Origin of the sequence: Patulibacter defluvii (assembly GCF_034096925.1) — a bacterium.
Taxonomy (GTDB): Bacteria; Actinomycetota; Thermoleophilia; order Solirubrobacterales; family Solirubrobacteraceae; genus Patulibacter; species Patulibacter defluvii.
This window is the reverse complement of sequence record NZ_JAWZSQ010000013.1, coordinates 55,215-77,987: the sequence shown is the minus strand read 5'-3', so window position 1 is coordinate 77,987 and position 22,773 is coordinate 55,215. Positions and strand designations below refer to the sequence as shown.

The 22,773-nt window shown below is 76.2% G+C and carries 22 protein-coding genes and 2 tRNA genes; 9 read left to right on the top strand and 15 right to left on the bottom strand.

Going from position 1 to position 22,773, the window contains the following annotated elements; all coding sequences use genetic code 11:
• Window positions 1-9: 9 nt before the first annotated feature.
• Window positions 10-96, bottom strand: a tRNA-Ser gene (locus SH587_RS14300).
• A 63-nt stretch (window positions 97-159) separates the two neighbouring features.
• Window positions 160-1,623: a cytochrome P450 gene (locus SH587_RS14295; RefSeq protein ID WP_320671306.1), complete on the bottom strand. Its 1,464-nt coding sequence runs from the start codon at window positions 1,621-1,623 to the stop codon at window positions 160-162.
• 122 nt (window positions 1,624-1,745) lie between these two features.
• On the opposite strand from SH587_RS14295, the gene SH587_RS14290 reads away from it, so the two are divergent.
• The gene (locus SH587_RS14290) at window positions 1,746-2,396 is read left to right on the top strand and encodes a TetR/AcrR family transcriptional regulator (protein WP_320671305.1); all 651 of its coding nucleotides are present in this window, start codon (window positions 1,746-1,748) and stop codon (window positions 2,394-2,396) included.
• Here the strand turns inward: SH587_RS14290 and SH587_RS14285 are convergent.
• From SH587_RS14285 to SH587_RS14275, 3 genes are all read right to left on the bottom strand, one after another.
• Window positions 2,393-2,758 carry a hypothetical protein gene (locus SH587_RS14285; RefSeq protein WP_320671304.1) on the bottom strand — a complete coding sequence of 122 codons (366 nt, stop codon included), beginning with the start codon at window positions 2,756-2,758 and terminating at the stop codon, window positions 2,393-2,395. The genes SH587_RS14290 and SH587_RS14285 overlap by 4 nt on opposite strands.
• Window positions 2,759-2,778: 20 nt before the next feature.
• Entirely contained in the window at window positions 2,779-4,005 is a 1,227-nt protein-coding gene (locus SH587_RS14280) for an aminopeptidase (RefSeq protein WP_320671303.1), read from the bottom strand.
• 61 nt (window positions 4,006-4,066) lie between these two features.
• A complete protein-coding gene (locus tag SH587_RS14275) occupies window positions 4,067-5,584 on the bottom strand; it encodes an aminotransferase-like domain-containing protein (RefSeq protein WP_320671302.1) in 1,518 nt (505 codons plus the stop codon).
• 129 nt (window positions 5,585-5,713) lie between these two features.
• On the opposite strand from SH587_RS14275, the gene SH587_RS14270 reads away from it, so the two are divergent.
• Both SH587_RS14270 and SH587_RS14265 read left to right on the top strand, forming a co-directional pair.
• Window positions 5,714-6,433: a metal-dependent transcriptional regulator gene (locus SH587_RS14270; RefSeq protein WP_320671301.1), complete on the top strand. Its 720-nt coding sequence runs from the start codon at window positions 5,714-5,716 to the stop codon at window positions 6,431-6,433.
• Complete coding sequence (locus SH587_RS14265; RefSeq protein ID WP_320671300.1) at window positions 6,434-8,233, top strand: glycosyltransferase family 39 protein; 1,800 nt, start codon at window positions 6,434-6,436, stop codon at window positions 8,231-8,233.
• On the opposite strand, the gene SH587_RS14260 is transcribed toward SH587_RS14265, so the two are convergent.
• A complete protein-coding gene (locus tag SH587_RS14260; protein WP_320671299.1) occupies window positions 8,230-8,823 on the bottom strand; it encodes a TetR/AcrR family transcriptional regulator in 594 nt (197 codons plus the stop codon). The genes SH587_RS14265 and SH587_RS14260 overlap by 4 nt on opposite strands.
• Window positions 8,824-8,924: 101 nt before the next feature.
• Here SH587_RS14260 and SH587_RS14255 point away from each other — a divergent pair, with 101 nt between their 5' ends.
• Window positions 8,925-10,595, top strand: coding sequence for an MFS transporter (locus tag SH587_RS14255; RefSeq protein WP_320671298.1), 1,671 nt, complete (start codon window positions 8,925-8,927; stop codon window positions 10,593-10,595).
• Here the strand turns inward: SH587_RS14255 and SH587_RS14250 are convergent.
• The gene (locus tag SH587_RS14250) at window positions 10,592-11,458 is read right to left on the bottom strand and encodes an esterase/lipase family protein (protein WP_320671297.1); all 867 of its coding nucleotides are present in this window, start codon (window positions 11,456-11,458) and stop codon (window positions 10,592-10,594) included. The two genes, SH587_RS14255 and SH587_RS14250, sit on opposite strands and share 4 nt — an antisense overlap.
• A 119-nt stretch (window positions 11,459-11,577) precedes the next feature.
• Here SH587_RS14250 and SH587_RS14245 point away from each other — a divergent pair, with 119 nt between their 5' ends.
• Window positions 11,578-11,934 carry a DoxX family protein gene (locus tag SH587_RS14245; protein WP_320671296.1) on the top strand — a complete coding sequence of 119 codons (357 nt, stop codon included), beginning with the start codon at window positions 11,578-11,580 and terminating at the stop codon, window positions 11,932-11,934.
• Here SH587_RS14245 and SH587_RS14240 read toward each other — a convergent pair whose 3' ends face one another.
• Window positions 11,935-13,776: a carboxyl transferase domain-containing protein gene (locus SH587_RS14240; protein ID WP_320671295.1), complete on the bottom strand. Its 1,842-nt coding sequence runs from the start codon at window positions 13,774-13,776 to the stop codon at window positions 11,935-11,937.
• Window positions 13,777-13,887: 111 nt separating this feature from the next.
• Window positions 13,888-13,975: transfer RNA gene (locus tag SH587_RS14235), tRNA-Ser, on the bottom strand.
• 167 nt (window positions 13,976-14,142) lie between these two features.
• On the opposite strand from SH587_RS14235, the gene SH587_RS14230 reads away from it, so the two are divergent.
• A complete protein-coding gene (locus SH587_RS14230; RefSeq protein WP_320671294.1) occupies window positions 14,143-15,561 on the top strand; it encodes an amidase in 1,419 nt (472 codons plus the stop codon).
• Window positions 15,558-16,145 carry a TetR/AcrR family transcriptional regulator gene (locus SH587_RS14225; protein WP_320671293.1) on the top strand — a complete coding sequence of 196 codons (588 nt, stop codon included), beginning with the start codon at window positions 15,558-15,560 and terminating at the stop codon, window positions 16,143-16,145. The genes SH587_RS14230 and SH587_RS14225 overlap by 4 nt, the downstream gene beginning before the upstream one ends.
• A gap of 33 nt (window positions 16,146-16,178) precedes the next feature.
• Here SH587_RS14225 and cobS read toward each other — a convergent pair whose 3' ends face one another.
• A complete protein-coding gene (gene cobS / locus SH587_RS14220; protein ID WP_320671292.1) occupies window positions 16,179-16,925 on the bottom strand; it encodes an adenosylcobinamide-GDP ribazoletransferase in 747 nt (248 codons plus the stop codon).
• A gap of 173 nt (window positions 16,926-17,098) precedes the next feature.
• Here cobS and cobT point away from each other — a divergent pair, with 173 nt between their 5' ends.
• Entirely contained in the window at window positions 17,099-18,985 is a 1,887-nt protein-coding gene (gene cobT, locus SH587_RS14215) for a nicotinate-nucleotide--dimethylbenzimidazole phosphoribosyltransferase (protein ID WP_320671291.1), read from the top strand.
• A 6-nt stretch (window positions 18,986-18,991) separates the two neighbouring features.
• On the opposite strand, the gene SH587_RS14210 is transcribed toward cobT, so the two are convergent.
• The 3 genes from SH587_RS14210 to SH587_RS14200 all read right to left on the bottom strand — a co-directional run bounded on the left by SH587_RS14210 (window position 18,992) and on the right by SH587_RS14200 (window position 20,419).
• Window positions 18,992-19,408: a hypothetical protein gene (locus tag SH587_RS14210; protein WP_320671290.1), complete on the bottom strand. Its 417-nt coding sequence runs from the start codon at window positions 19,406-19,408 to the stop codon at window positions 18,992-18,994.
• A gap of 29 nt (window positions 19,409-19,437) precedes the next feature.
• Entirely contained in the window at window positions 19,438-19,893 is a 456-nt protein-coding gene (gene tadA / locus SH587_RS14205; protein ID WP_375341768.1) for a tRNA adenosine(34) deaminase TadA, read from the bottom strand.
• Window positions 19,894-19,972: 79 nt separating this feature from the next.
• Window positions 19,973-20,419, bottom strand: a complete 447-nt coding sequence (locus tag SH587_RS14200; protein ID WP_320671288.1) for a universal stress protein — start codon at window positions 20,417-20,419, stop codon at window positions 19,973-19,975.
• 274 nt (window positions 20,420-20,693) lie between these two features.
• Here SH587_RS14200 and SH587_RS14195 point away from each other — a divergent pair, with 274 nt between their 5' ends.
• The gene (locus SH587_RS14195) at window positions 20,694-21,266 is read left to right on the top strand and encodes a hypothetical protein (protein WP_320671287.1); all 573 of its coding nucleotides are present in this window, start codon (window positions 20,694-20,696) and stop codon (window positions 21,264-21,266) included.
• Between the two features lie 6 nt (window positions 21,267-21,272).
• Here SH587_RS14195 and SH587_RS14190 read toward each other — a convergent pair whose 3' ends face one another.
• Both SH587_RS14190 and SH587_RS14185 read right to left on the bottom strand, forming a co-directional pair.
• Window positions 21,273-22,175: a CpsD/CapB family tyrosine-protein kinase gene (locus SH587_RS14190; RefSeq protein WP_320671286.1), complete on the bottom strand. Its 903-nt coding sequence runs from the start codon at window positions 22,173-22,175 to the stop codon at window positions 21,273-21,275.
• A gap of 15 nt (window positions 22,176-22,190) precedes the next feature.
• Complete coding sequence (locus tag SH587_RS14185) at window positions 22,191-22,697, bottom strand: hypothetical protein (protein ID WP_320671285.1); 507 nt, start codon at window positions 22,695-22,697, stop codon at window positions 22,191-22,193.
• Between the last annotated feature and the right edge of the window lie 76 nt (window positions 22,698-22,773).

The following is a 22,773-nucleotide window of genomic DNA, read 5'->3' as shown; positions in this document are numbered from 1 at the left end:
CTCATCAGGCGGAGAGAGGGGGATTCGAACCCCCGAACGAGTTTCCCCGTTACACGATTTCCAGTCGTGCCCGTTCAACCGCTCCGGCACCTCTCCGGGGACTGTCGAGGGTAGCGGGGCGGGCGCCGGGGCGGCGGCCGGGGCCGACCGCGGGCCCGCTCAGCGGCGCCGGTGGATCGTCATCGGGATCCCGTGCAGCGGCCGGATCGTGACCGTCGGATCGAGCACGATCGGCGAGCCCGGCACGAAGTCGAAGCGGAAGCGCTGGGCGATCATCGCGGCCAGGATCGTGGCGTTCATCATCGCGAAGCCCTGGCCGACGCAGATCCGGCGGCCGCCGCCGAACGGCAGGTAGGCGAACCGCGAGCGCTGCTTGGGCGCGTCGCCCAGCCACCGCCGCGGGTCGAAGCCGGCCGGGTTCGGCCAGACCTTCGGGTCGCGGTGGGTCGACCAGATCGAGACCAGCACCAGCGTCCCGGCCGGGATCCGGTAGCCGCCCAGCAGGTCGTCCTCGGCCGCCACCCGCTGGACGTGCCAGACCGGCGGGAAGATCCGCATCGCCTCCTGGAAGCAGGCGGTCGTCCACGGCAGCCGCTGGTCGGCGTCCTCGGCGGTCGGGACGTCGCCGCCGAGCACCTCGTCGACCTCGGCCTCCAGCCGCTCGCGGGCCTCGGGGTGCTGCGACAGCAGGTAGGTCATCCAGGCCAGCCCGTGGGCGGTCGTCTCGTGGCCGGCGGCGACGAAGGTCATCAGCTCGTCGCGGACCTGCTCGCGGCTCATCGGGGCGCCGGTCTGCTCGTCGCGCGCCTCCATCAGCAGCCGCAGCAGGTCGTCGCGGTCGCCGTGGCCGTGGGCCAGCCGCTCGTCGATCAGCGCGTCGACCGTCCCCAGCAGGATCTCGGCCGAGCCCATCCCGCTGGCCCAGCGGCGCGGATGGCCGAAGCGGGCGGCGCGCTGGATCCCGACCCCGGGCGCGTACTGGCCGATCGCGACCGTCGCCGAGCGGCCGACGGCGCCGGCCTGGTGGAGGGCGTTGCCGAGCGCCTCGCCGAAGCGCTCGGCGTGGCCGGTGAAGTCGGTCCCGACCAGCGCCCGGCCGACGGTGTCGAGCCCGATGTGGAGGATCTGCGACGCGACCTCGACCCCGGCCCCGTCGGGCAGGTCGCGCTCCCACTCGTCGAGCGCGCTGCCGGCGGCGGCGGCCATGTGATCCGCGAACGGCACCAGGTGGCGCTTGGCGAACATCGGCTGGACGAGCTTGCGCTGCCGCTGCCACAGCTCGCCGCCGCTGGTCACCAGCCCCTTGCCGAGCACCGGCTCCAGCAGCTCGTACTGGTTCGACTTGCCGTAGACGTCCTGGTTGGCGACCAGCACGTGGCGGACCGCCTCGGGCCCGCGGACGACGGCGACCTTCTGGCGCGGGGTGTGGAGCATCGCCACGTCGCCGTAGCGCTGGGCCATCAGGTCGAGGAACTCCAGCGGCCCCTCCTGCTCCTGCAGCCGCAGCAGCCAGCGGCCGATCGCCCGCCCGCGGGGGCCGGGCGGCAGCGGTGCGGTGGCCGGATCCAGCGGCGGGACGGCGGGGGCGCCGGGGGTGGTCGGGGCGGTCGCGATCGGGGGCATCGTCGGCTCCTTGGGACTCCAGAACGAACCACTCGGTCCGTTCCTTCCTACGGGACCGTAGCATCATCCGTACCGAGCGGTACGAAATCGCCCCGGCCACCGCCCCCTCTAGGCTGGGGGACGTGAGCGACCGCCCGCCCGAGACCGCGCTCGCCGCCCGCAAGGAGCCGCCGACCCGCAAGGGCCTGCGGCAGGCCGACGCGATCCTCGACGCCGCCCTCCGCTCGGTCGCCCACCACGGCTACGCGGCGACCTCGGTCGGCCGGGTCGCGAAGGAGGCCGGCGTCACCAAGCGGATGGTCCTCTACTACTTCGCCACCCGCACCCACCTGATCGACCTGATGGTGCGGCGGATCGGCGAGCGGCTGGTGGCCCAGGTCCGCGAGGCGATCGCCCAGCAGGACGACCCGGTCGCCGCGCTTCAGGCCGGCGTGGCCGGGATCTGGGACGGCTTCACCTCCGACCGGGTGCTGATCGCCGCCTACTTCGGGGTCGTCTCCGAGGCCGCCCTCGATGAGCGGCTGCGGCCGGCCGCGACCGCGGTGATCGACGACTTCAAGGCCCTGGTGCCGGCCTGGCTCGACCGCGTCCCGGGGATCGGCGAGCGGCTGCTGATCGACGAGGAGACCTTCTCGGTGCTGGTCGTCGCCGGCGTCCGCGGGCTGCTGCTGGAGTTCCTGGAGCGGGGCGACACGCCGGCCCTGCAACGAGCGATCGGCGCCTTCCAGCGCGGGCTCGAGGCGATGCTCGGCCCCGCGCCGACCGCCGCCTAGCGGCGGTCCCAGGCGTCGCGGGCGCGGTCGATCGTCCGGTTCGAGAGCCGCTTCAGCCGCCGCGCGGTGGTCGTGTTCTGGGCGATCGCCGCCAGCCGCGAGCCGACCGGCTGGAGGTGCTGCTCGGCCTCGGCGGCGGGGAAGGTGGTGGTCACCGCCCGCTCCTGGATCCGCGCCACCTCGGGCGCGTCGAGGAACCGCTTGCCGTCGGCGGTGTCGATCACGATCCCGTCGAAGAGGTGCTCGCGGACGATCTCCTCGACCCGCCGGACCGTGCCCAGCTCGATGCCGTCGGCGGAGCGGACGACCGTTCCCCGCCGCAGCACCTTGAAGCCGATCGCGTCGCCGTCCTGCTCGCCCATGGCGTCAGGATAGGGCCCGCTCAGGCGCGCCAGGCGCCCTCGACCAGCACCGGCGTCTCGTGGCCGTCGGCGGCGACGCCGATCGCGGTCACCTCCGGCGAGCCGACCATGAAGTCGACGTGGATCGCCGAGCGGTTGGCGTGCTGGTGGTCGGCCTCGTCGGCCAGGCACATCAGGTAGGCCGAGCCGAGCGCCAGGTGGCTGGCGGCGTTCTCGTCCAGCAGCGTCTCGTGGAAGACCGTGCCGGTGCGGCCGACGCGGCCGTCGCCGTCGACCAGCGCCAGCTCGCCCAGGCGGCGGGCGCCGGCGTCGCGCTCGATCCACCCGCGCAGCACGTCGGCGCCGGTGGTCGCGTCGATCCGGACCACCTCGCCGCCCGCGAACTCGACCTCGATCCCGTCGACCGTCGTGCCGCCGAGGGTCAGCGGCTTGGTCGCCCGCACGACCCCGTCGACCCGCGCCGGATCGGGGGTGGTGAAGACCTCCTCGGTCGGGACGTTCGCCTGGTGGGTGATCCCGCCGGCGGTGTCCATCCCGGCCGCGATGAAGCGCGACGAGGGCAGCAGCCCGACGGTCAGGTCGGTGCCCGGCCCGACCAGCCGGATCGCCCGGAAGCGGTGCTCGTTGAGCCGCGCGGCGTTGGCCTGCAGCTCGCTCGCGCGGGCCTGCCAGGCGGCGACCGGGTCGTCGTCGTCGAGCCGGCAGACGGTGCGGATGTCGCGCTCCAGCCGCCGCAGCGCCGCGGCCGGGTCGAGCCCCGGGTGGACCTGCTGGGCCCAGCCCGCGTTCGGCGCCGGGATCACGGTCCAGTTCAGCTCGCGGCGGTTGATCACCTCGGCGGTCTGGCGCAGCGCCGGCAGCTGGTCGCGGCCGATCCGGGCGGGGGAGATGTCGGCGAAGACCCCCGGCCGGACCTGGCCGACGAGCGAGATGTTCGCCGCCCGCGCCGCGCCCAGCGCCTCGACCCGCGCGCCCAGCCACGGCGGCACGAAGTCGAGGTCGTCCTCGGCCGAGCCCTCCAGCCGCGCCCGCTTGACCAGCGGGTCGAACCAGTTGACGTCGACGTAGCGGGCGCCGGCCCGGTAGCCCTCGGCGGCGATCGCCCGCACCAGCGGCTCGTGGCCGCCGACCTGGCCGTTGACCGCCAGCACCTGCCCGGGCTGGACGTTGGCCCCGACCCGCACCGCGAGCGCGGCCAGGCGGGCGAGCAGGTCGGGATCCGGGGACAGGTCGTCTCGCTCGGTCATCGCCGAGCACGCTAGTTGATCGGCGGGCGCCGGCGGCGCGGAGCGGACGGGCGGCCGAGCGTCAGGGCGAGACGACGTCGGGCGCGTCCCAGGTCCGCAGCCGGGCCGCGCTGGGGGCGCCGGCGGGCGGCGAGCCGACGACGTCGGCCCAGGCGGCGGCCAGCCGCTCGACGCCGATCCGCAGCTCGTCCTCGCCGGCCCAGGCGGCCAGCCGCAGGTGGTCGCCGAACTCGTCGCCGACCGCGCAGGCGGTGCCCGGCACGACGCTGACGCCGCGCCGGCGGGCGAGCGCCATCAGCGTCTCGGCCGCCTCCTCCGGCAGCCGCGCCCAGAGCGAGCCGCCGCCGCGCGGCGGGTGGACGGTCCAGCTCGGCAGGTGCTCGGCGAGCAGCGCCCGCAGCAGCGTCATCCGCTGGCCGAGCGCGACCCGCCGCTCCGCGACCACCTCGGCCGCGCGCGGGATCGCCCAGGCGACCGCCAGCTGGGTGACGACGTCGGTCCCGAACGAGTCGGCCGCCTGCAGCCGCGCGATCCGGTCGGCGAGGTGCGGGTCGTGGACCCGGATCCAGCCGACCCGCAGGCCGCCCCACAGCTCCTTGCTCATCGACCCGACCTGGAGCACCCGCCCGGGCGGGGCCAGCTCCAGCAGCGACGGCGGCGGCGGGGCGTAGGAGAGCTGGGTCAGCGTCGCGTCCTCGACCAGCAGCGCGTCGTGCTCCTCGGCGATCGCCACCAGCCGCCGGCGACGGGTCAGCGAGATCACGTCGCCGGTCGGGTTGTGGACGTCGGGGACGACGTAGATCAGCGGCGTCGGGCGGGCGGCGAGGGCCGCGGCCAGCGCCTCGGGCCGCGGGCCGTCGATGTCGCGCGCGACCGGGACGAGGGTGCCGCCGGCGCGCTGGAAGGCCTCGATCGCGCCCGGGTAGGCGGGCGTCTCGATCGCGACCGGGGCGTGCTGGCCCAGGAACAGCCGCCCGACCAGCGAGACCGCCGACTGGGCGCCCGAGGTGACGACGATCTGCTCCGGCTCGGTCGGGACGCCGGCGCGGGTGTAGCGGTCGGCGATCGCGCGCCGGGCCACCATCACCCCGCCCGCGTGGTAGCCGTGGTCGCGCATCCCCCGCAGCTGGCTGCCGGCCCAGCCGATCCCCTCGATCAGCACCTCGGGGATGTCGCGCGGGGCGCCGATCGCCAGGTCGATCGGCTCCTGGGCGTCGGGGCCGCTGGCCGGCCCGCGGTAGAGCGACCAGAGGCCGTGGCGGCGGTCGGCGGCGGTGACCGGGGCGACGACCGGGCGGACCCAGGTGCCGCTGCCGCGGCGGCGCTCGACGAGCTGCCGCTCCTCGAGCAGCGCGTAGGCGGAGACGACCGTCCCGCGGCTGACGCCGAGCCGGCCGGCCAGCTCGCGCTCGGACGGCAGCCGCAGCCCGCCGGCGGCCTCGCCGTCGTGGATCCGGGCGCCGATCGCGTCGGCCAGCGCGACGTACTTGGGGCCGCCGGCGTCGGCCGTCGCGGCCGGCAGCCAGTCGCCCAGCATCGCCAGCAGGCGGGTCACGGGGATGAACGAGCGGTGCTCCACGGTCCGGTACAGGATCGCGGGTCCATCGGTCCACCGCCAGGTCCGCTTCGGCGGCGGTGGACCGGTCGGGTGGTCCACCGCCCGCGCGGGACGCGGCGGGGCCGCCGACGGGCGATTAGGCTCCCCGTTGTGGAGCCGGATGCCCGCTCGCCTGCCGACCCTCCCGCGGCGTCCCCTTCGACGTCCCCCGCGACGCCCGCCTCGACGGCCGTCGAGGACTACCTGAAGGCGGTCTTCGCGCTCGAGGCCCGGCTCGAGGGCCCGGTGCCGACCACCGCCCTCGCCGAGCGGCTGGGGATCACCCCCGGATCGGTCTCGGCGATGCTGCGGCGGCTGGCCGACCTGGGCCTGCTCGACCACGAGCCCTACCGCGGCGTCCAGCTGACCGACGAGGGCCGCCGCGTGGCCCTGCGGACGCTCCGCAACCACCGGCTGCTGGAGCTGTTCCTGGTCGAGGTGCTCGACGTCCCCTGGGACCGCGTCCACGACGAGGCCGAGCGGCTGGAGCACGCGATCAGCGACGACCTCGCCGAGCGGATCGCGGCCAAGCTCGGCCATCCGGCGTTCGACCCCCACGGCGACCCGATCCCCGACCGCGAGCTGGAGATCGCCGAGCAGCCGACCCGCAGCCTGATCGACGTCGAGGTCGGCGACCGGGTCCGGTTCGTGCGGGTCTCCGACGCCGATCCCTCGATGCTCCGCCACCTGGCCGAGCGCGGGATCACTCCCGGCGTGACGCTGACCCTGACCGACCGCCAGCCGTTCGGCGGCCCGCTGACCGTCCGGCTCGGCGAGGCGGCCCACCCGCTCGGCCCGCAGCTGGCGGCGGCGATGCGGGTGACCGGCTGAATGCGGCTCCCGCGCGAGGGGGTCCTCCGCTGGGAGGTCGGGCTGGTCGCGGCGATCGTCGCGGTCGGCCTGCTGCTGCGGGTCTGGAACCTCGACCAGAACCTGCCGTTCGTCTACAACATCGACGAGAGCGCCCGCTTCGTCCCCGACGCGGCCAGCTACTTCGACACCCGGCTCGGCTTCCGCGAGCTGGTCAACCCGCCCGGGATGATGGGCCTGCTGGCGCTGCTCGACCAGGCCTGGTTCCGGCCCCAGGGGCTGTCGCCGGCCGAGGGCCTGGCCCAGCACCCGACCCAGGCCTACCTGCTCGGGCGGCTGATGGCGGTCACCCTCAGCACCGCCGCGATCCCTGTCCTCTACCTGGCGGGGCGGCAGCTGCTGGGGCGGGTGGCGGCGATGGTCGCGGCCGGCCTGCTGGCGGTCGCGTTCCTGCCGGTCGCCTACTCGCGGCTGGCCCTCAGCGACGGGCCGACGGTGCTCTTCCTGGCGCTCGGGATCCTCGGCGCGGCCTGGATCCTGCGCGACGGCGGCCGCCGCGGCTACCTGACGGTCGGGCTCGCCGTCGGCCTGGCGGCGGGCTTCAAGTACAACGCCGGGATCGTCGTGCTGGTCGGGCTGGCGGCGGCGGCGCTGCGGCTCTCGGCCGACGGCCGCGGCCCGGTCCTGCGCTCGACGGTCCTGATGGGCGCGGTGGCGCTGGCGGCGTTCGTCGTCGCCGACCCCTACGTGCTGCTCGACCCGCACGAGATGTGGCGGGCGATCGAGTACCAGCAGCGGTGGGCGTCGGGCGGCCGCTACGTCGGCGAGCCGATGACCAACGGCTTCGCCTTCTACGCCTGGTCGGCGACCTGGGGCGTCGGCTGGCTGCCGCTGGTCGCGGCCGTGGTCGGCGCCGCGCTGCTGGTCCGGCGGCGCTGGCGGGTGGCCGCGCTGCTGCTGCCGATGGTCGCCCTCTACCTGCTGGTGATGGGCGGCCAGGACCGCTTCTTCGCCCGCTGGCTGCTGCCGGTGGTGCCGGTGATGTGCCTGACCGCCGGCTTCGCGGTCCAGGAGGCGGCGCGGGTGGCGACGGCGCTGCTCCGCGACCGTCCACGGATCCGCCCGCGGCTGGCGACGGCGCTGGTGGCCGCGGTGCTCGGGCTCGCGCTCGCCGCCCAGTCGCTGGTCCACAGCGGCAACGCGGTCGCGATCAGCGGCCGCGCCGACACCCGCACCGTGCTCCGCGACTGGATGCTGCGCAACGTGCCGGCCCGCGACGGCGTGGTCCTGGAGTCGATGTCGCCGCTGCGCTGGATGCCGACGATCGACGGTCGACACGAGTGGTACAGCCTGACCCGCTGGTCGATCTACCACTCGCTGCCGGCGATCCAGCGTCGCGACCGCAAGCGCTACCCGCGCCAGACGCGGACCAAGGCCGGCTTCTCCTCCTGGGTCCAGATCCTCTACCCCGAGCTGCTCGACGTCTTCGAGCGCTACGGCTACTGCTGGGTCGTGACGTCGAGCTACCAGGCCGGCCGCGCGGCGCGGACGCCGAAGCTGGTGCCGAGCGCCGTCCGCTACTACCGCGAGCTGCGGCGGCGGGGGACGCTGGTCTGGCAGATCAACCCCTTCCGGCCGCAGGGCGAGCGGCGGCCGTACGGGCCGCTCTCGGCGCCGGTCAAGTACCAGATCGACCGCCAGGCGACGAGCTACGAGCTGGACTACGAGCGGCCGGGGCCGATGATCTCGGTCTACCGGCTGCGGGGCGGCCGCTGCGCCGCGCCGGGGCGGGTGGTGCCGACCCCGCCGCCGCTGCCCTAGGCTGCGGTCGGGGTCAGCAGCGCCCGGATCGAGGCGGCCAGGTGGTCGCCGACGCCGGGCTCGCCCTCGGCGGCGATCCCGGTCCGGATCAGCGCCTCGATCGCCCGCAGCAGCCAGTCGACCGGCAGGTCGTCGCGGACCTCGCCGCGGGCCTGGGCCTCGGCCAAGAACGAGCGCAGCGGCTCGTCGCCCTGGGCGTCGCGCAGCGCCCGCTCGCCCTCGCTGTCGCCGTGCCGCTCCAGCACCCGGTAGCGGGCGCCGAGGCCGAGCATCCGGGCCGCCAGCGCGGCGATCGTCGCGACCGCGTCGGGGGCGCCGGGGTCGCCCGCCGCCCGCGCGGCGCGGGCCGCCGCCACCGTCTCGTCGACCAGCGCCTGGGCCTCGAGGAAGACCCGCCGCAGCAGCGCCGAGACCAGCTCCTCGCGCTGGCGGAAGTGGCGGTAGATCGTGGTCCGCCCGAGGCCCGAGGCCTCGGCGATCTCGCGCATGCTCGCCTCCGGCCGCTCGGCGAGCACCCGGACGGCGGCGTCGAGCACCGCGTCGCGGTTGCGGCGGGCGTCGGCGCGGGCGGGAACGGTGGGGTCGGTCACAGGGGCGGGGAAGGAAGTGGGTCAGTGTTGTACCGTTTCGCGGCGCTACCGGAGCGGACGCTCCGCCGGCCACGCCGCCCATCCTCCCCGAACCGCCGCCGATGACCGCTCGCCAGCCCGACCAACCGACCGCCGCGCGCTCGCCCGAGGGCGCCCTGACCCGCGCCGACCGCCGCGCCGCGGCCCAGCGCAATCCGTGGCTGACCCTCGTCGCCGTCGCCCTCGGCGTGATGATGGTCGGGCTCGACGGGACCGTCGTCGGCGTCGCCAACCCGACGATCGCCGCCGACCTCGACGCCAGCCTCGCCGGGCTCCAGTGGGTCACCAACGGCTACCTGCTGTCGCTCGCCGTGCTGCTGATCCTGGGCGGCAAGCTCGGCGACCGCTTCGGCCGCAAGCGGATCTTCGTGATCGGGATCGTCGGCTTCGCGATCACCTCGCTCGGCTGCGCGCTCTCCTCCTCGATCGGGATGCTGATCGCCTTCCGCGTCCTCCAGGGCGTCGCCGGCGCGCTGCTGATGCCGAACACGCTGGCCCTGATCCGGGCCGCTTTCCCGCCGGCCGAGCTGAACCGCGCGGTCGGGATCTGGGGCGGCTCGTCGGCGCTGGCGGTCGCCTCCGGACCGATCATCGGCGGCCTGCTGGTCGAGCACGTCTCGTGGGAGTCGATCTTCCTGCTCAACCTACCGCTCGGCCTGCTGGCGACCGTGGTGGCGATCGCCTGGGTCCGCGAGTCGCGCGACGACGAGCACACCGGTGCCTTCGACCTGCCCGGCGTGGCGCTGCTCTCGGGCGGGCTGTTCCTGGTCGTCTGGGCGCTGATCAAGGCCCAGGACCAGGGCTGGGGCTCGGCCTACGTGCTCGGCTTCGCCGCCGCCGGGCTGGTGGTGCTGGGGCTGTTCGTGCTCCGCGAGCACCGCGCCGCCGACCCGCTGCTGCCGCTCGACATCTTCCGCGTCCGCTCGGTCTGGTCGGGCACGGTGCTGGTCGTCGTCGGCTTCTTCGCGCTCTTCGGGGTGCTCTTCTTCATCGGCCTCTACCTGCAGAACACCAACGGCTACAGCCCGGTCGAGACCGGCGTCCGGATGCTGCCGCTGACCGCGGTCTTCGTGATCTCGTCGCCGCTCGGCGGCTACCTGACCGAGCGCTACGGGCCGCGGGTGCCGCTGGTGCTGGGGATGCTGCTGGTGGCGATCGCCTTCGTCGGCCTGGCCCGGCTCGAGGTCGACACCGGCTACGGCGGCCAGTGGCCGTACTTCCTGATCATCGGGATCGCCTTCGGGCTGGTGATCGTCTCGACCACCCAGGCGATCGTCGGCAACGTGCCGGTCGAGCGCGGCGGGGTCGCGGGCGGGCTCCAGTCGACCGCTCAGCAGCTCGGCGGCGTGCTCGGGACGGCGGTCTTCGGCTCGATCATCGCCTCCTCGGTCGGCAGCTCGCTGGCCGACGACCTGGCCGCCTCCGGCACCCCCGGGCCGGTCGCCGCGGTCGCCGCTCGCGCCCAGGAGCTGGTCGCCCAGGGCGTCTCCCCGGTCGACCCGGGGAAGGCCCCGGCCGAGCTGCAGGCGGCGATCGCGCAGGCCGCCGGTGGCGGCGGGCGGACCCCGGACCAGGTCGCCGACGCGGTCACCAGCGGCGCCTACGCCTCGTTCATCGACGGCCTTCACAGCGCGATGTACGTCGGCGTCGGCCTCGCCGTCGTCGCCGCGCTGCTGGGCCTGCTCGTCGGCCGCGGGCGGACGCTCGAGGCCGACGAGGTCGCCGGCGCCTAGCCGCAGCGCACCGGCTGCGCGTGCTCCGGGTCGAGGGCGTTCTCGACCATCGTCGCGACGACCGGGTCGAAGGCCACCAGCCCGTGCTCCGAGAAGTCGTTGGGGCAGACGTCCTGGAGCACGACGTTGGTGCCGCCGTCGCGCATGATCCCGCTGGTGTAGGGGCTGACCAGCTCGTCGTACTTGGTGACGATGTTGGTGTGCTCGATCCCGGGCACCGCCTCGCCATCGGCGTTGAGCGCGTTCAGGTAGTCGGAGCCGCGGAGGAACTGCGAGCACGACCCGCAGAGCACGCCGAGCAGGTCGAGGACCGGCTTGGCCAGGCCGAACTGGGCGCCGAGGTCGCGCACCTGGTCCAGGCCCAGCAGCGTCGTCCCGCGCCAGAGCGGGGTCAGGGCCACGAACTTCTGGACCTTCGCCGCGCCGCCCAGCTTCTCCAGGTACCAGCGGGGCATCACGGTGCCCTCGGAGTGGCCGACGATGTCGACCTTGCTGGCCCCGGTCGCGGCCCGGACGCGGTCGACGAAGGCCGCGTACTCGCGCGAGCTCTGCTCCATCGGCAGGATCCCGCCGGGGACGCCGAGGAAGGCGATCAGCGGGTTGAGGCCGTAGGTGGGGGCGAAGACGCAGTAGCCGCGCGCCTTCAGCCGCGGCGACAGCGTCGCCCAGTTGAGCGGGCCCGACGCGCTCAGCCCGTGGGTCAGGATCACCGGCCGCGGATGGGCCGCGCTCGGCCGGCAGCCGAAGTCGTTGCTGCCCGGCGGCTGGCCGGCCGGTGCCGTCAGCACCGCCGACGCCGAGCTCGCTCCGACGGCGAAGGCGGCGATCGCCGCCAGCAGGGCCACCAGGCCACGGATCCGCATCACGCTCTCCCCAGGTCGCCGCGCCCCCAGCGGGCGCGTTGCCGGACGGACCGGACGGCCTTTCGCACACCGCCCTCCGCCGCTGGTGCGAGCCTAGCGACCGCGGGTAGGATTCGCCAATGTCGCTCCGTCGCGCGTTCGGGCCCTTCTTCGTCGTCGCCGGCGTCATGCACTTCGTGACGCCCAAGACCTACGAGGCGATCATGCCCGACTACCTGCCCGCCCACCGCGAGCTGGTCTACGCCAGCGGGGTCGCCGAGATCGTCGGCGGGGCGGCGACGCTGCACCCGCGGACCCGCCGCTTCGGCAGCTGGTTCTCGATCGCCACCCTGCTCGGGGTCTTCCCGGCCAACGTTCACATGGCCACCCACCCCGAGCGCTACGAGTTCGTCCCCGGCGGCCGCCGCTCGCTGCTGCTGCGGCTGCCGTTCCAGCTGGCGTTCCTGGCCTGGGCTCGCGCCGCCGGGCGCGACTGATCACCACGTGTCGACGTTCGGCCGCGGCGGGGGATCGCCGGGGCGGCGGGCGTCGACGTCGCCGAGCGTCGCCGCGATCCAGCGGCGGCTGTCGAGCGGGTCGATCACGTCGTCGAGCTCGAACATCGAGGCGACGCTGACGCCCTTGCCGCGCTCGTAGGCCAGCTCGACCATCGCGTCGAAGCGGGCCTGGCGCTCGTCCGGGTCGGCGATCGCCTCCAGCTCCTTGCGGAAGCCGAGCTTGACCGCGCCCTCCAGGCCCATCGCGCCGAGCTCGGCGGTCGGCCAGCCGACGGTCGCCAGCGGGGCCAGGGTGCTGCCGCCGCAGAGCGCCATCGCCCCCAGGCCGTAGGCCTTGCGGAGCACGATCGCGCACAGCGGCACGGTCAGGTTGGCGCCGGTCACGAAGATCCGGCTCATGTGGCGGACGCTGCCGCTGCGCTCGGCCTCGGGACCGACCATGAAGCCGGGGGTGTCGACGAGCGAGACGACCGGCAGCCCGTGGGCGTCGCAGAGGCCGAGGAAGCGGGCGGCCTTGTCGGCGGCGTCGCTGTCGACCGCCCCGCCCAGGTGGCGCGGGTCGCTGGCCAGCAGGCCGTAGGGGCGGCCCTCGATCCGGACCAGCGCGGTGATCAGCGAGCGGCCGAAGGCGGGCCGCAGCTCCAGCACCGCGTCCTCGTCGGCCAGCGCCTCGATCACCACGTGGGGGTCGTAGGCGCGGGTCCGGCGCTCGGGGATCGCGTGCCGCAGCGCGCGCTGGTCGGGGGCTCGCCAGTCGGCGACCGGCCCCTGGAAGAAGGAGAGGTAGCGGCGGGCGACGGCGGTCGCCTCGGCCTCGTCGGCCACGCGCACGTCGACCACGCCGTTCGCGGTCTGGACGTCGATCGGCCCGACGTCGTCGGCGGCGTGGACCCCGAGCCCGCCGCCCTCGATCATCGCCGGTCCGCCCATCCCGATCGTGGCGTCCTCGGTCGCGATCACCACGTCGCAGCAGCCGAGCAGCGCGGCGTTGCCGGCGAAGCAGCGGCCGGAGGCGATCCCGACCAGCGGCACGCTGCCGCTGAGGCGGGCGAAGAGGCCGAAGGCGGGCACGTCGAGCGCGGCGACCGACTGCACGTCGACGTCGCCGGGCCGCCCGCCGCCGCCCTCGGCGAAGAGCACGACCGGCAGCCGCTTGCGCAGCGCGACCTCGAAGATCCGGTCCTTCTTGCGGTGGTTGACGGCACCCTGGGTGCCGGCGAGGACGGTCGCGTCGTAGGCCAGCACCGCGGCCCGCGCGCGCTCGCGGCCGACCAGCTCGCCGTTGACCTCGGCCAGCCCGCAGACCAGGCCGTCGGCCGGGGTCCGCTCGATCAGCTCCTGCAGCGGCCGGCGGGTCAGCTGGGCGGCGATCGCCAGCGGCCCGTACTCGACCAGGGTGCCGGGGTCGCAGAGGTCGTCCAGGTTCTCGCGCGCGGTCCGCTGGCCGCGGGCGCGGCGCTTGGCGACGGCGTCGGGACGGGCCTCGTCGCGGGTCAGGGCGTGGCGGCGGTGGACCTCGGCCAGGTCGGGGCGGATCGCGTCCGGATCGGCGGCGGTCGCGACGGCGGCGGCAGTCGCCGCCTGCTCGCCCGCGTGGCGGACGGTCACTAGCGGCTGGCCGGCCTCGACCCCGACGCCGACCGTCGCCGCCACGGCCTCGACGACCCCATCGGCCGGCGCCAGCAGCTCGAACTCGGTCTTCATCGACTCGACCACGACCAACTCCTGGCCCGCGTGGACGCGGTCGCCGATCGCCACCGCCACCCGCACCACCGTGCCGGTGACCGGGGCCGTCGCCTGCTCCGCTCGTGCTGCGCTCACGCCTGCTCCTCGCTCGGGACCGGGGGCGGCCCGCTCCGGCGGGGACCCTAGCGGCGAGCGGCCCCGAAACGGCGAATCGCCCGGCGGGGCGGGCGATTCGCGACTGCTAGGCGGAGGGGGAGGGATTCGAACCCTCGGTACGGCATGACCGCACAACGGTTTTCGAGACCGCCCCATTCAACCGCTCTGGCACCCCTCCATGGGAACCGCGACGAGCGGAACCGGGAGGGTAGCGCGTCGCCGTGCGGGCCGGCGTCCCGGTTCCGGCTTGACCTGGACAGCACAGCCGCTACTGTTCGTTCGTACGTACGAACGACGCGGTCGCCGGGGTGGCGGCGCGTCCCGCCCGCGACCACGGACCGCCCGATGAGCACCACCACCACGACCGCCGCGCCGGCGACCGCCGGCCTCGCCGCGCAGGCCGCCGCCCTCGCCGCCGGCCAGACCAGCTCGCGCGCGCTGGTCGACACCGCCCTCGCCCGGATCGCCGAGACGCAGCCGACCCTCAACGCCTTCCGCGCCGTGCTCGCCGACAGCGCCCGCGCCGCGGCCGACGAGGCCGACCGGCGGCTGGCCGCGGGCGAGCGGGCCCCGCTGCTCGGCGTCCCGGTCGCGGTCAAGGACGACACCGACATCGCCGGCGAGGAGACGCGCTTCGGCTGCGCCGGCCCGTTCCCCGCCGCGACCGCCGACGCCGAGCTGGTGGTGCGGCTGCGGGCGGCCGGCGCGGTGATCGTCGGCAAGACCACGACGCCCGAGATCGGCCAGTGGCCGATCACCGTCGGCGATGGCTTCGGGATCACCCGCAACCCGTGGAACCCGGCCTACACGCCGGGCGGCTCGTCGGGCGGCTCGGCGGCGGCGGTCGCGGCCGGGATCGTCGCGGCCGCGGTCGGCTCCGACGGCGCCGGCTCGGTCCGGATCCCCGCCGCCTGGACCCACCTGGTCGGGATCAAGCCCCAGCGCGGGCGGATCTCCACCTGGCCCGACGCCGAGGCGTTCCACGGCCTGACCGTCCACGGGCCGCTCGCCCGCACCGTCGGCGACGCGGCGCTGCTGCTCGACGTCCTGACCGGCAACCACCCCGGCGAGCTGCACCAGCCGCCGGCGCCCGACGAGCCCTACGCGATCGCCGCCACCCGCGACCCCGGTCGGCTGCGGATCGGCCTGGCGCTGAACGCGCCCTGGGTCGCCACCCACCGCCGGCTCGATCCCGAGATCCGCCGCGAGGTGCTGCGGCTGGGCCAGGTGCTGCGCGACCTCGGCCACGAGGTGGTCGAGCGGACGATTCCCTACGGGCCGGTCGGGCCGATCTTCATGCCGCGCTCGATGAACGGCGTCCGCCAGTGGGTGCAGCGGCTCCCGCGGGAGGCGGCGATCGACCACCGCACGCGCGAGAACGCCCGCACCGGCCTGGTGCTGAGCGGGCCGACGCTGCGGTTCGCGCGACGGGTCGAGGCCGCCTACCAGCGCTGGGTCGGCCGCAGCTTCCGCGACTGCGACGTGCTGCTCGCCCCGACCACGGCCAACGCGCCGCTGGCCGTCGAGGCGATCGACGGGCTGACCAACTTCCAGACCGACCAGGTCGTCGCCGGCGCCTGCCCCTACAGCTACCCGTGGAACGTGCTCGGCTGGCCGGGGATCAACGTGCCGGCCGGCTTCACTGGCGCCGGGCTGCCGATCGGGGCCACCCTGCTCGGGCCCGAGAACGGCGAGTCGCGGCTGATCTCGCTCGCCGCCCAGCTCGAGACCGTCGAGCGCTGGCACGAGCGGTGGCCCGGGTGAGCGGCGAGCCGGCGGTCGAGGTCCCGGCCCGCGAGCGGGTCCTGCGGGCGGCGCTGCGGCTGATCGGCAGCGAGGGGATCGGCGCCGTCAGCCACCGCCAGGTCGCCGGCGAGGCGGGGGTCTCGCTGGGCACGCTGACCTACCACTTCCGCGACCGCGACGAGCTGCTGCGCGAGAGCCTGCGGCTGTTCGTCGGCGAGGAGGTCGCGCGGCTGGAGGCGATCGGCCGCGGGCTGCGGACCGGCGAGCTGGGCCTGGCCGACCTCCCGGGGATGGTCGGCGCGGCGATGGCCGGCGCCGCCGACGTGGCGGTGACCGTGGCCCAGTTCGAGCTCTACCTGCACGCCACCCGCGACCCCCAGTTGCGCGACGCCGTGGCCGAGAGCCGCGCCGCCTACGAGCGGCTGGCGCGCGAGGCGCTGATCCTGCTCGACGTGCCCGATCCCGGCGCGGTCGCGCCGTTGATCGTGAGCACGATCGACGGCCTGGCGCTGCGGCGGCTGGTGACCGGCGAGGAGCAGGTCGAGGAGACCGTCCGGGCGCTGCTGCTGATCGCGGCCGGGGCGCGCGCGGTCGCCGGCTGAGGCGAGCGGGTCGGGGCCGGCCGGGCCGCCGGCTCAGGCGGCGAAGGCGAGGGCGACGACCAGCACCGCGGCTTGGGCCAGCGCCGCCGTCGCGCCGCAGGTGTCGCCGGTCAGGCCGCCGAAGGCCCGGGTCGCGCCCGCGGCGGTCAGCAGGCCGAGCAGCCCGGCCACCGCCAGCGCGGTCGCCCCGACGACCGGATCGAGCAGCACCAGCGTCGCCGTGGCGGTGACGATCGAGGCCAGCGCGCCGCCGAGCGGACCGACCCGCAGCGCGTGGATCGCCCCGTCCGGTCGCGCCGGGCGGCCGCCGCGGACGTGGACCAGGATCGCCCACCGCGAGGCGGCGCCGGCCGCCACCAGCGCCCGCACCGCGTCCTCGGTGGCCAGCGGACGGAGGGCGCTCCAGGCCACCAGCGCCCAGAGCAGCAGCGCCAGCGCGCCGAAGGTCCCCAGCCGCGAGTCGCGCAGGACCAGCAGCCGCCGCTCGCGATCGCCGTGGACGCCGAGTCCGTCGGCCGTGTCGGCCAGGCCGTCCTCGTGCAGGCCGCCGGTGGCGACGATCCCCGCCGCCAGCCCGAGCGCGGCGGCGACCCCGCTGGCCTCGGCCCCCGGGAGCTGCGCGGCGGCGGCCAGGACCGCGGCCGCGATCGCCCCGACCAGCGCCCCGACCAGCGGGAACCACGGCACCGCCTGGGCCAGCCGCGGCGGCTCGTCGTCGCCGAACCGGACCGGGATCCGGGTCAGGAAGCCGATCGCGTGGCGAAGGCCGTCGAGCGTCACGCCCGGCAGGCTCGCACAGCGGGCCGCGGACCGGCGGCCTCCACGCCGCCGGTGACGTTCCGGTCGCTCGGCGACCGGAAGGTCGCCGTGGGCGGCGCGGCGGAGCCGCCAACCACGCGCCAACCCCCACCCACCAGGCGGCCCGGGCCGCACGTCCGCGAGACTGTCGGGCGATGAGCGACGGGACCGACAGCTACCTCCGGCCGGCGACGCCGGAGGGCTTCGACCGCTCGCGGGCGGCCGAGCGGGCCCAGGACCCGGCCGGCTGGCGGTTCCCCGACGCCGCGCGGGACGCGCTCTACGAGGTGATCGGCGCCCGCCGCGACATCCGCCGCTTCCGGCCCGACCCGGTCCCCGACGACGTGCTCGAGCGGGTGCTGACCGCCGCCCACCGCGGGCCGTCGGTGGGGCTGATGCAGCCCTGGCGGTTCCTGCTCGTCCGCGAGCACGAGACCCGGGTCGCGATGCGCGGCCTGGCCCAGCGCGAGCGGCTGCGGCAGGCCGAGCGGTTCAGCGACCGCGCCCGCCACTTCCTCGACCAGAAGATCGAGGGGATCGTCGACGCGCCGCTCGGGATCGTCGTCTGCTGCGACCACGGCCGGCCCGACGTCGAGGTCCTGGGCCGCGGCACGATCCCCGAGACCGACGTCCACTCGACCGCCTGCGCGATCCAGAACCTGTGGCTGGCCGCCCGCGCCGAGGGCCTCGGGATCGGCTGGGTCAGCTTCTACCAGCGCGACGACCTGCGCTCGCTGCTGGCGATCCCCGGCCGGGTCGAGCCGATGGCCTGGCTCTGCGTCGGCTGGCCCGACGAGCGCCCGGTCCGCCCGGGGCTCGAGGCCGCCGGCTGGGCCGCCCGCGCGCCGCTCTCGGCGGTGCTGCTGGAGGAGCGCTGGCCGGCCGAGGACGTCGCCCCCGTCGGCGGGGCGGTCGGCGAGCGCGGGGGAGAGGCGACCGCCGCCGCGCCCGGGGCCACGGACGACGTGGCCGCGGCGGACGACCCGCTGGCCCCCGAGCTCGCCGCCCTGGTCGCGGCCGTCGCCGCCAGCGACGAGCGGGCGGCGACCGCGGTTCGCGACCGCGCCGACCGGCTGGTCAAGCCGATCGGCAGCCTCGGCGTGCTGGAGCAGACCGTCGAGCGGTGGGCGGCCTGGACCGGCGACGCGCCGCCGAGCCCGTTGCGGCCGGGGATCCTGGTGCTCGCCGCCGACCACGGCCACGTCGCCCGCGGGACCTCGCTCTACGGCTCGCACGTGACCGCCCAGGTGGCCGCGGCCGCGGCCCGCGGCGGGACGGCGATCGGCGTCCTCGCCCGCCACCACGCCGGGCTGCTGGCGGTGGTCGACGTCGGGATGGCGGGCGAGACCCCGGCCGGGGTCCGGCCCGAGCGGGTCCGGGCCGCCACCGACGACCTGACCGCCGGCCCGGCGATGAGCGCCGACGACGTCAGCGCCGCGATCGCCACCGGTGCGCGGCTGGCCGGCGAGCTGCTCGACCGCGGCGCCCGCTGCCTGGTCCCGGGCGAGATCGGGATCGGCAACACCACCAGCGCGGCCGCGCTCGCCTGCGCGCTGGCCGGCCTGACGCCGGAGCTGGCCGTCGGCCGCGGCGCCGGCGCCGACGCGGCCGGGCTCGAGCGCAAGCGGGCGGTCGTCCGCGGGGCGCTGGAGCGGGCCGGCTGGCCGACCACGCCGCTGCGGGCCCTGCGCGAGGTCGGGGGCCTGGAGCTGGCGGCGGTCGTCGGCGCGATCCTCGAGGCCGGCCGCCGGCGGGCGCCGGTGGTGCTCGACGGCTTCGCGGTCGGCGTCGCCGCGCTGGCCGCGGTCCGGCTCTGCCCGAACGTCCGCGACGGGCTGGTCGCCGGTCACCGCTCGGCCGAGCCGGCCCACGGCGCGGTCCTGGCCCAGCTCGGCCTGGAGCCGCTGCTCGACCTGCGGCTGCGGCTCGGCGAGGCGTCCGGCGCGGCGCTGGCGCTGCCGTTGATCGAGCAGGCGGGACGGCTCCACCGCGACATGGAGACCTTCGCCGAGGCCGGGATCGACGGGCCGGAGCCGGCCTGAGGACGCTCAGCGGGGCGGGCGGACGCCGGTCGCGCCGGGGGGAGGCTCGGCCTCGGCGGCGGCCGTGCCACCGGCGCCCGCCGACGGCCGCTGCTGGCCGGCGCCGAGCGCGGCCCGGGCGGCCCGCGCCGCCCGCTGCTCGCGACGGCGCCGGCGTCCGCCGGAGCCGGGCACCCAGGAGGCGAGCGCGCTGATCGGCGAGATCTCCCGCTCCAGCCCCTCGGCGGCGACGACCAGCCGCTCGAGCAGCGGGACGATCTGCTCGATCCGCTGCTCGATCTCGTCGACCCGCTTGTAGACGTGCTGGACCTCGGCGGTCAGGTCGTCGATGCTCGACATGCTGCGGCCGAAGTCGGCCGCGCCGGTCTCGGTGAGGACGCGCTCGACGACGTCCTGGATCGGCTTCAGGGGGTTCGGGGGCACGTGGACACGGTATCCGCCCGCCGCCGCCGTCACCCGGTCCGGCCGTGGCGGGGCCGTCGGCGGGCGGCGAAGAACGACCGCAGCAGGTCGCCGCACTCGTCGGCCAGGACACCGCCGATCACCTCCGGCCGGTGGTTCAGCCGCGGCTCGGCGGTGACGTCGAGGACGCTGCCGCAGGCCCCGGCCTTCGGGTCGGTGCAGCCGTAGACGACCCGCGGGATCCGGGCGAGCACGATCGCGCCGGCGCACATCGCGCACGGCTCCAGGGTCACGTAGAGGGTCGCGTCGTGGACCCGCCAGCTGCCGAGCGCGGCCGCGGCGGCCCGCAGGGCGAGGATCTCGGCGTGGGCGGTCGGGTCCTCGTCCCGCTCGCGCTCGTTGCGCCCGCGCCCGAGGACGGTGCCATCGTCGGCTACCACGACCGCTCCGATCGGCACGTCGCCGTGCCGCTCGGCGATCCGCGCCTCGGCGATCGCCTGGCGCATCCAGCGCTCGGCGGCGGGGTCGTCGGGGGCGGCCACCCCGCGATGATCGCAGGGCCCGCGGGTGGATGACTGGCGTCCGCTAGGTCGTTCGAACGATCAGCACCGAGCAGGGAGCGTGGTGGCTGACCTTGTTCGGGACCGAGCCGAGCAGGAAGCGCTTGGCGCCGGTCATGCCCTTGTTGCCGACCACGATCAGGTCGCCGCCGAACTCCTCGGCGACGTCGAGGATCGCGTCGGCGGGATCGCCCTGGCGGGCGTAGGTCCGCACGTCCTTGACGCCCTTGGAGGTGGCGTAGTCCTTGGCCTGGCCGAGGGTCACCTCGACGTCGGCGCGCTCGTTGACCATCCACTCGACGTCGGCCGGGGCCTGCTTCGCCTCCTCGCGCAGGCGCGCGCCGGAGACGGGCTCGTAGGCGGAGACGATCTCGACCCGGGCACCGAGGGCGACCGCGATGTCGACGGCTTCCTTGACCGCCTGCTTGGCGGTGTCCGAACCATCGGTACCGACCACGATCGAGCCGAACATGGAACTCCTTGGCGTGCTGGTCACTGGACGTACGAGACCGGCGGACCTGCCGGCGCGCCGATCATCGCACAACGGTCGCGGGCCGGGAAATCGCTACCGGCGGTCACGCCCAGAGCTTGACCGCGGCGATCGCGATGCTGAAGAGCACGCAGACGACCAGCGCCACCTGCATCCAGAACCACGTCGACGGCATCAGACAAGGGTAGGGGCTGCGTGCGAGGATGGACGCGCGCATGGTCCCCCGCCCGCCGCACGCCCCCGACCCGCTCGGCCGATGATGATCGGCCCCGAGGATCGCCGCGACCGCAAGAAGGGCGGCAAGAAGCGGAAGAAGGCCAAGCGCAAGGCGGCCGAGGCCGCGTCCGGGGCCGAGGTCGAGGTGGCGCCGGTCGAGGAGGTCGTCGCGAGCGTCGCCGACGCGCCGGCTGTGCCCGCCGCGCCCGCCCAGCCCGCCGAGGCCGCCCCGCCTGCCGCGCTTGCCGAGCCGCTCGCCCCGGTCTCCCCGGACCCCGAGCCCGTCGCCGCCCCCGAGCCCCCCGCCGCCGTCCCGCTGGTCCCCCAGCTCGACCGGCTGCGCGAGCGGCTCGACGCGCTGCTGGCCGCCATCGAGCCGCCGCCCGCCCCGGCCTCCGCCGCCTCCGCCAGCGCCGACGCAAGCGTGGGCGCCGCCGGCCCCGACGCCCCCGAGGCCCCCGCCGATCCCGCGCCCGCGATCCAGCGCAGCGCCGTCCTCGTCGCCCGCGAGCTGCTGCACCGCGGGATGGCGCCCGAGCGCGTGCAGGAGCGGCTGGCCGTCGGCTACGGGGTCGCCGACCCCGAGGCGGTCCTCGCCGCCGCCGGTGCCTGAGCGCGCTCAGCCGGTCGTGTCGCGCAGGTAGCGGTCGTAGCTGCGCGGGGTGCTCGCGCGGCCGGCCACGGCCAGCACCGCGCCGAGGCCGTCGGGCAGCAGCGCCGCCGCCTCGCCCAGCTCCGCCCGCTGCACCCGCCCCGGCCGCGCGACCAGGATCGCCCGCGCCACCGCCCCGTGGGCCAGCAGCTCGCGGGTGTCGGCGACCGGCAGCAGCGGCGCGGTGTCGAGCACCACGGTCGCGTCCAGCTCGCCCAGCTCGGCCAGCACCCGGGCGCCGTCGGGGCTGCCCAGCAGCTCGGGCGCGTTCGGCGGCAGCTCGCCGGCGGGCAGCAGCCGCAGGCCCGGCTCGACCTCGACCAGCAGGTCCGCCACCGGCACCCCGCCGACCAGCGCCGCGGTCAGGCCGCGCGGGGCCGCGTCGGCCGTCCGTCCCAGCGCGGCGGCCAGGCCGGGCCGCCGCAGGTCGGCCTCGACCGCCACCACCGGCCGGCCGGCGCGGGCCAGCGCCCGGGCCAGCCCGGCGGCGATCGTCGTCTTGCCCTCGCCCGGCGCCGACGAGGTGACCGCCACCGTCGGCCCACCGGGGGCGTCGGGGCTGGCCAGCTGGAGCGCTGCCCGCAGCATCCGGAACGCCTCCTCCTGGCGCCGCCGGTCGTCGTCGCCGCTGCCGGGCGGGGGGACGTGGGCGACCAGCGGCAGGCCGGTCAGCCGCTGGGCCTGGGCGCCGTCGCGGACCCGCCGCCGGCGGCGCAGCACGAGCACCGCCGCCAGCGCCCCGATCGCGGCGCCGACCGCGGCCCCGGCCGCGCCCGGCCACCAGCTGCCGTCGTCGACGAGCACGCCGGCGCCGCCCCCGATCAGGGCGAGCGGCACGACGAGCAGCAGGACGATCGCGAACGGTGGCATGTGCGTGGGCGTGGGTCAGTCGGCGAGGCTGCGAAGCCCCTCGTTGATCCGCCGGCGGGCGTCGTTGACGCGGCCCTCGACGGACGCGGTCTCGGTGTCGAAGCGGGTCTTGGCGCGCAGCGTCGCGCGCGGCTCACGATCGCGCAGCGCCCGGCGGAACTCGTCGAGCGGGGCCTTCCAGCGGGCGAAGGCCTGGACCAGCGAGGCGTGGGCGTCGGCCACGACCGACGGTGGGCGGACGGCCTGGAGCTGCCGCTCGGCGCCGTCGATCCGGTCGCGCAGGCGGGTCACGGCGCGCTCGACGTCGGCCCGGCGGTCGGCCTGGGGGAGGGTCCGGTTCAGCCGCTCGAGGTCGCGCTCGAACGCCTGCTGGATCCGGTTGACGCGGTCGGCGTAGGCCCCGGCCTCGCGGACCTGCTCGGCCTGGCCGCCGCAGCCCGTGAGCGCCGCGAGGGCGATCGTCGCCAGCGCGGCGGGGAGCCCGCGGCGGCGGGCGGCGGCGAGCGGGGCGGGGCCGGGCACGCGGCGGACCCTACCCGCTCGCGAGGGCGTCCACGACGACAGTCCTGGTGAACACTTGCACAAAATCTGTTCACCA

Excerpts from the sequence above, each read along its gene's own strand:
- SH587_RS14200 (WP_320671288.1), bottom strand. The coding sequence starts at position 20,419 with ATGTTCGGCTCGATCGTGGTCGGTACCGATGGTTCGGACACCGCCAAG.
- SH587_RS14250 (WP_320671297.1), bottom strand. The coding sequence starts at position 11,458 with ATGCGGATCCGTGGCCTGGTGGCCCTGCTGGCGGCGATCGCCGCCTTC.
- tadA (WP_375341768.1), bottom strand. The coding sequence starts at position 19,893 with ATGCGCCAGGCGATCGCCGAGGCGCGGATCGCCGAGCGGCACGGCGAC.
- SH587_RS14195 (WP_320671287.1), top strand. The coding sequence starts at position 20,694 with ATGATGATCGGCCCCGAGGATCGCCGCGACCGCAAGAAGGGCGGCAAG.
- SH587_RS14245 (WP_320671296.1), top strand. The coding sequence starts at position 11,578 with ATGTCGCTCCGTCGCGCGTTCGGGCCCTTCTTCGTCGTCGCCGGCGTC.
- SH587_RS14285 (WP_320671304.1), bottom strand. The coding sequence starts at position 2,758 with ATGGGCGAGCAGGACGGCGACGCGATCGGCTTCAAGGTGCTGCGGCGG.
- SH587_RS14295 (WP_320671306.1), bottom strand. The coding sequence starts at position 1,623 with ATGCCCCCGATCGCGACCGCCCCGACCACCCCCGGCGCCCCCGCCGTC.
- SH587_RS14280 (WP_320671303.1), bottom strand. The coding sequence starts at position 4,005 with ATGACCGAGCGAGACGACCTGTCCCCGGATCCCGACCTGCTCGCCCGC.
- SH587_RS14190 (WP_320671286.1), bottom strand. The coding sequence starts at position 22,175 with ATGCCACCGTTCGCGATCGTCCTGCTGCTCGTCGTGCCGCTCGCCCTG.
- SH587_RS14265 (WP_320671300.1), top strand. The coding sequence starts at position 6,434 with ATGCGGCTCCCGCGCGAGGGGGTCCTCCGCTGGGAGGTCGGGCTGGTC.
- cobT (WP_320671291.1), top strand. The coding sequence starts at position 17,099 with ATGAGCGACGGGACCGACAGCTACCTCCGGCCGGCGACGCCGGAGGGC.
- SH587_RS14255 (WP_320671298.1), top strand. The coding sequence starts at position 8,925 with ATGACCGCTCGCCAGCCCGACCAACCGACCGCCGCGCGCTCGCCCGAG.
- SH587_RS14230 (WP_320671294.1), top strand. The coding sequence starts at position 14,143 with ATGAGCACCACCACCACGACCGCCGCGCCGGCGACCGCCGGCCTCGCC.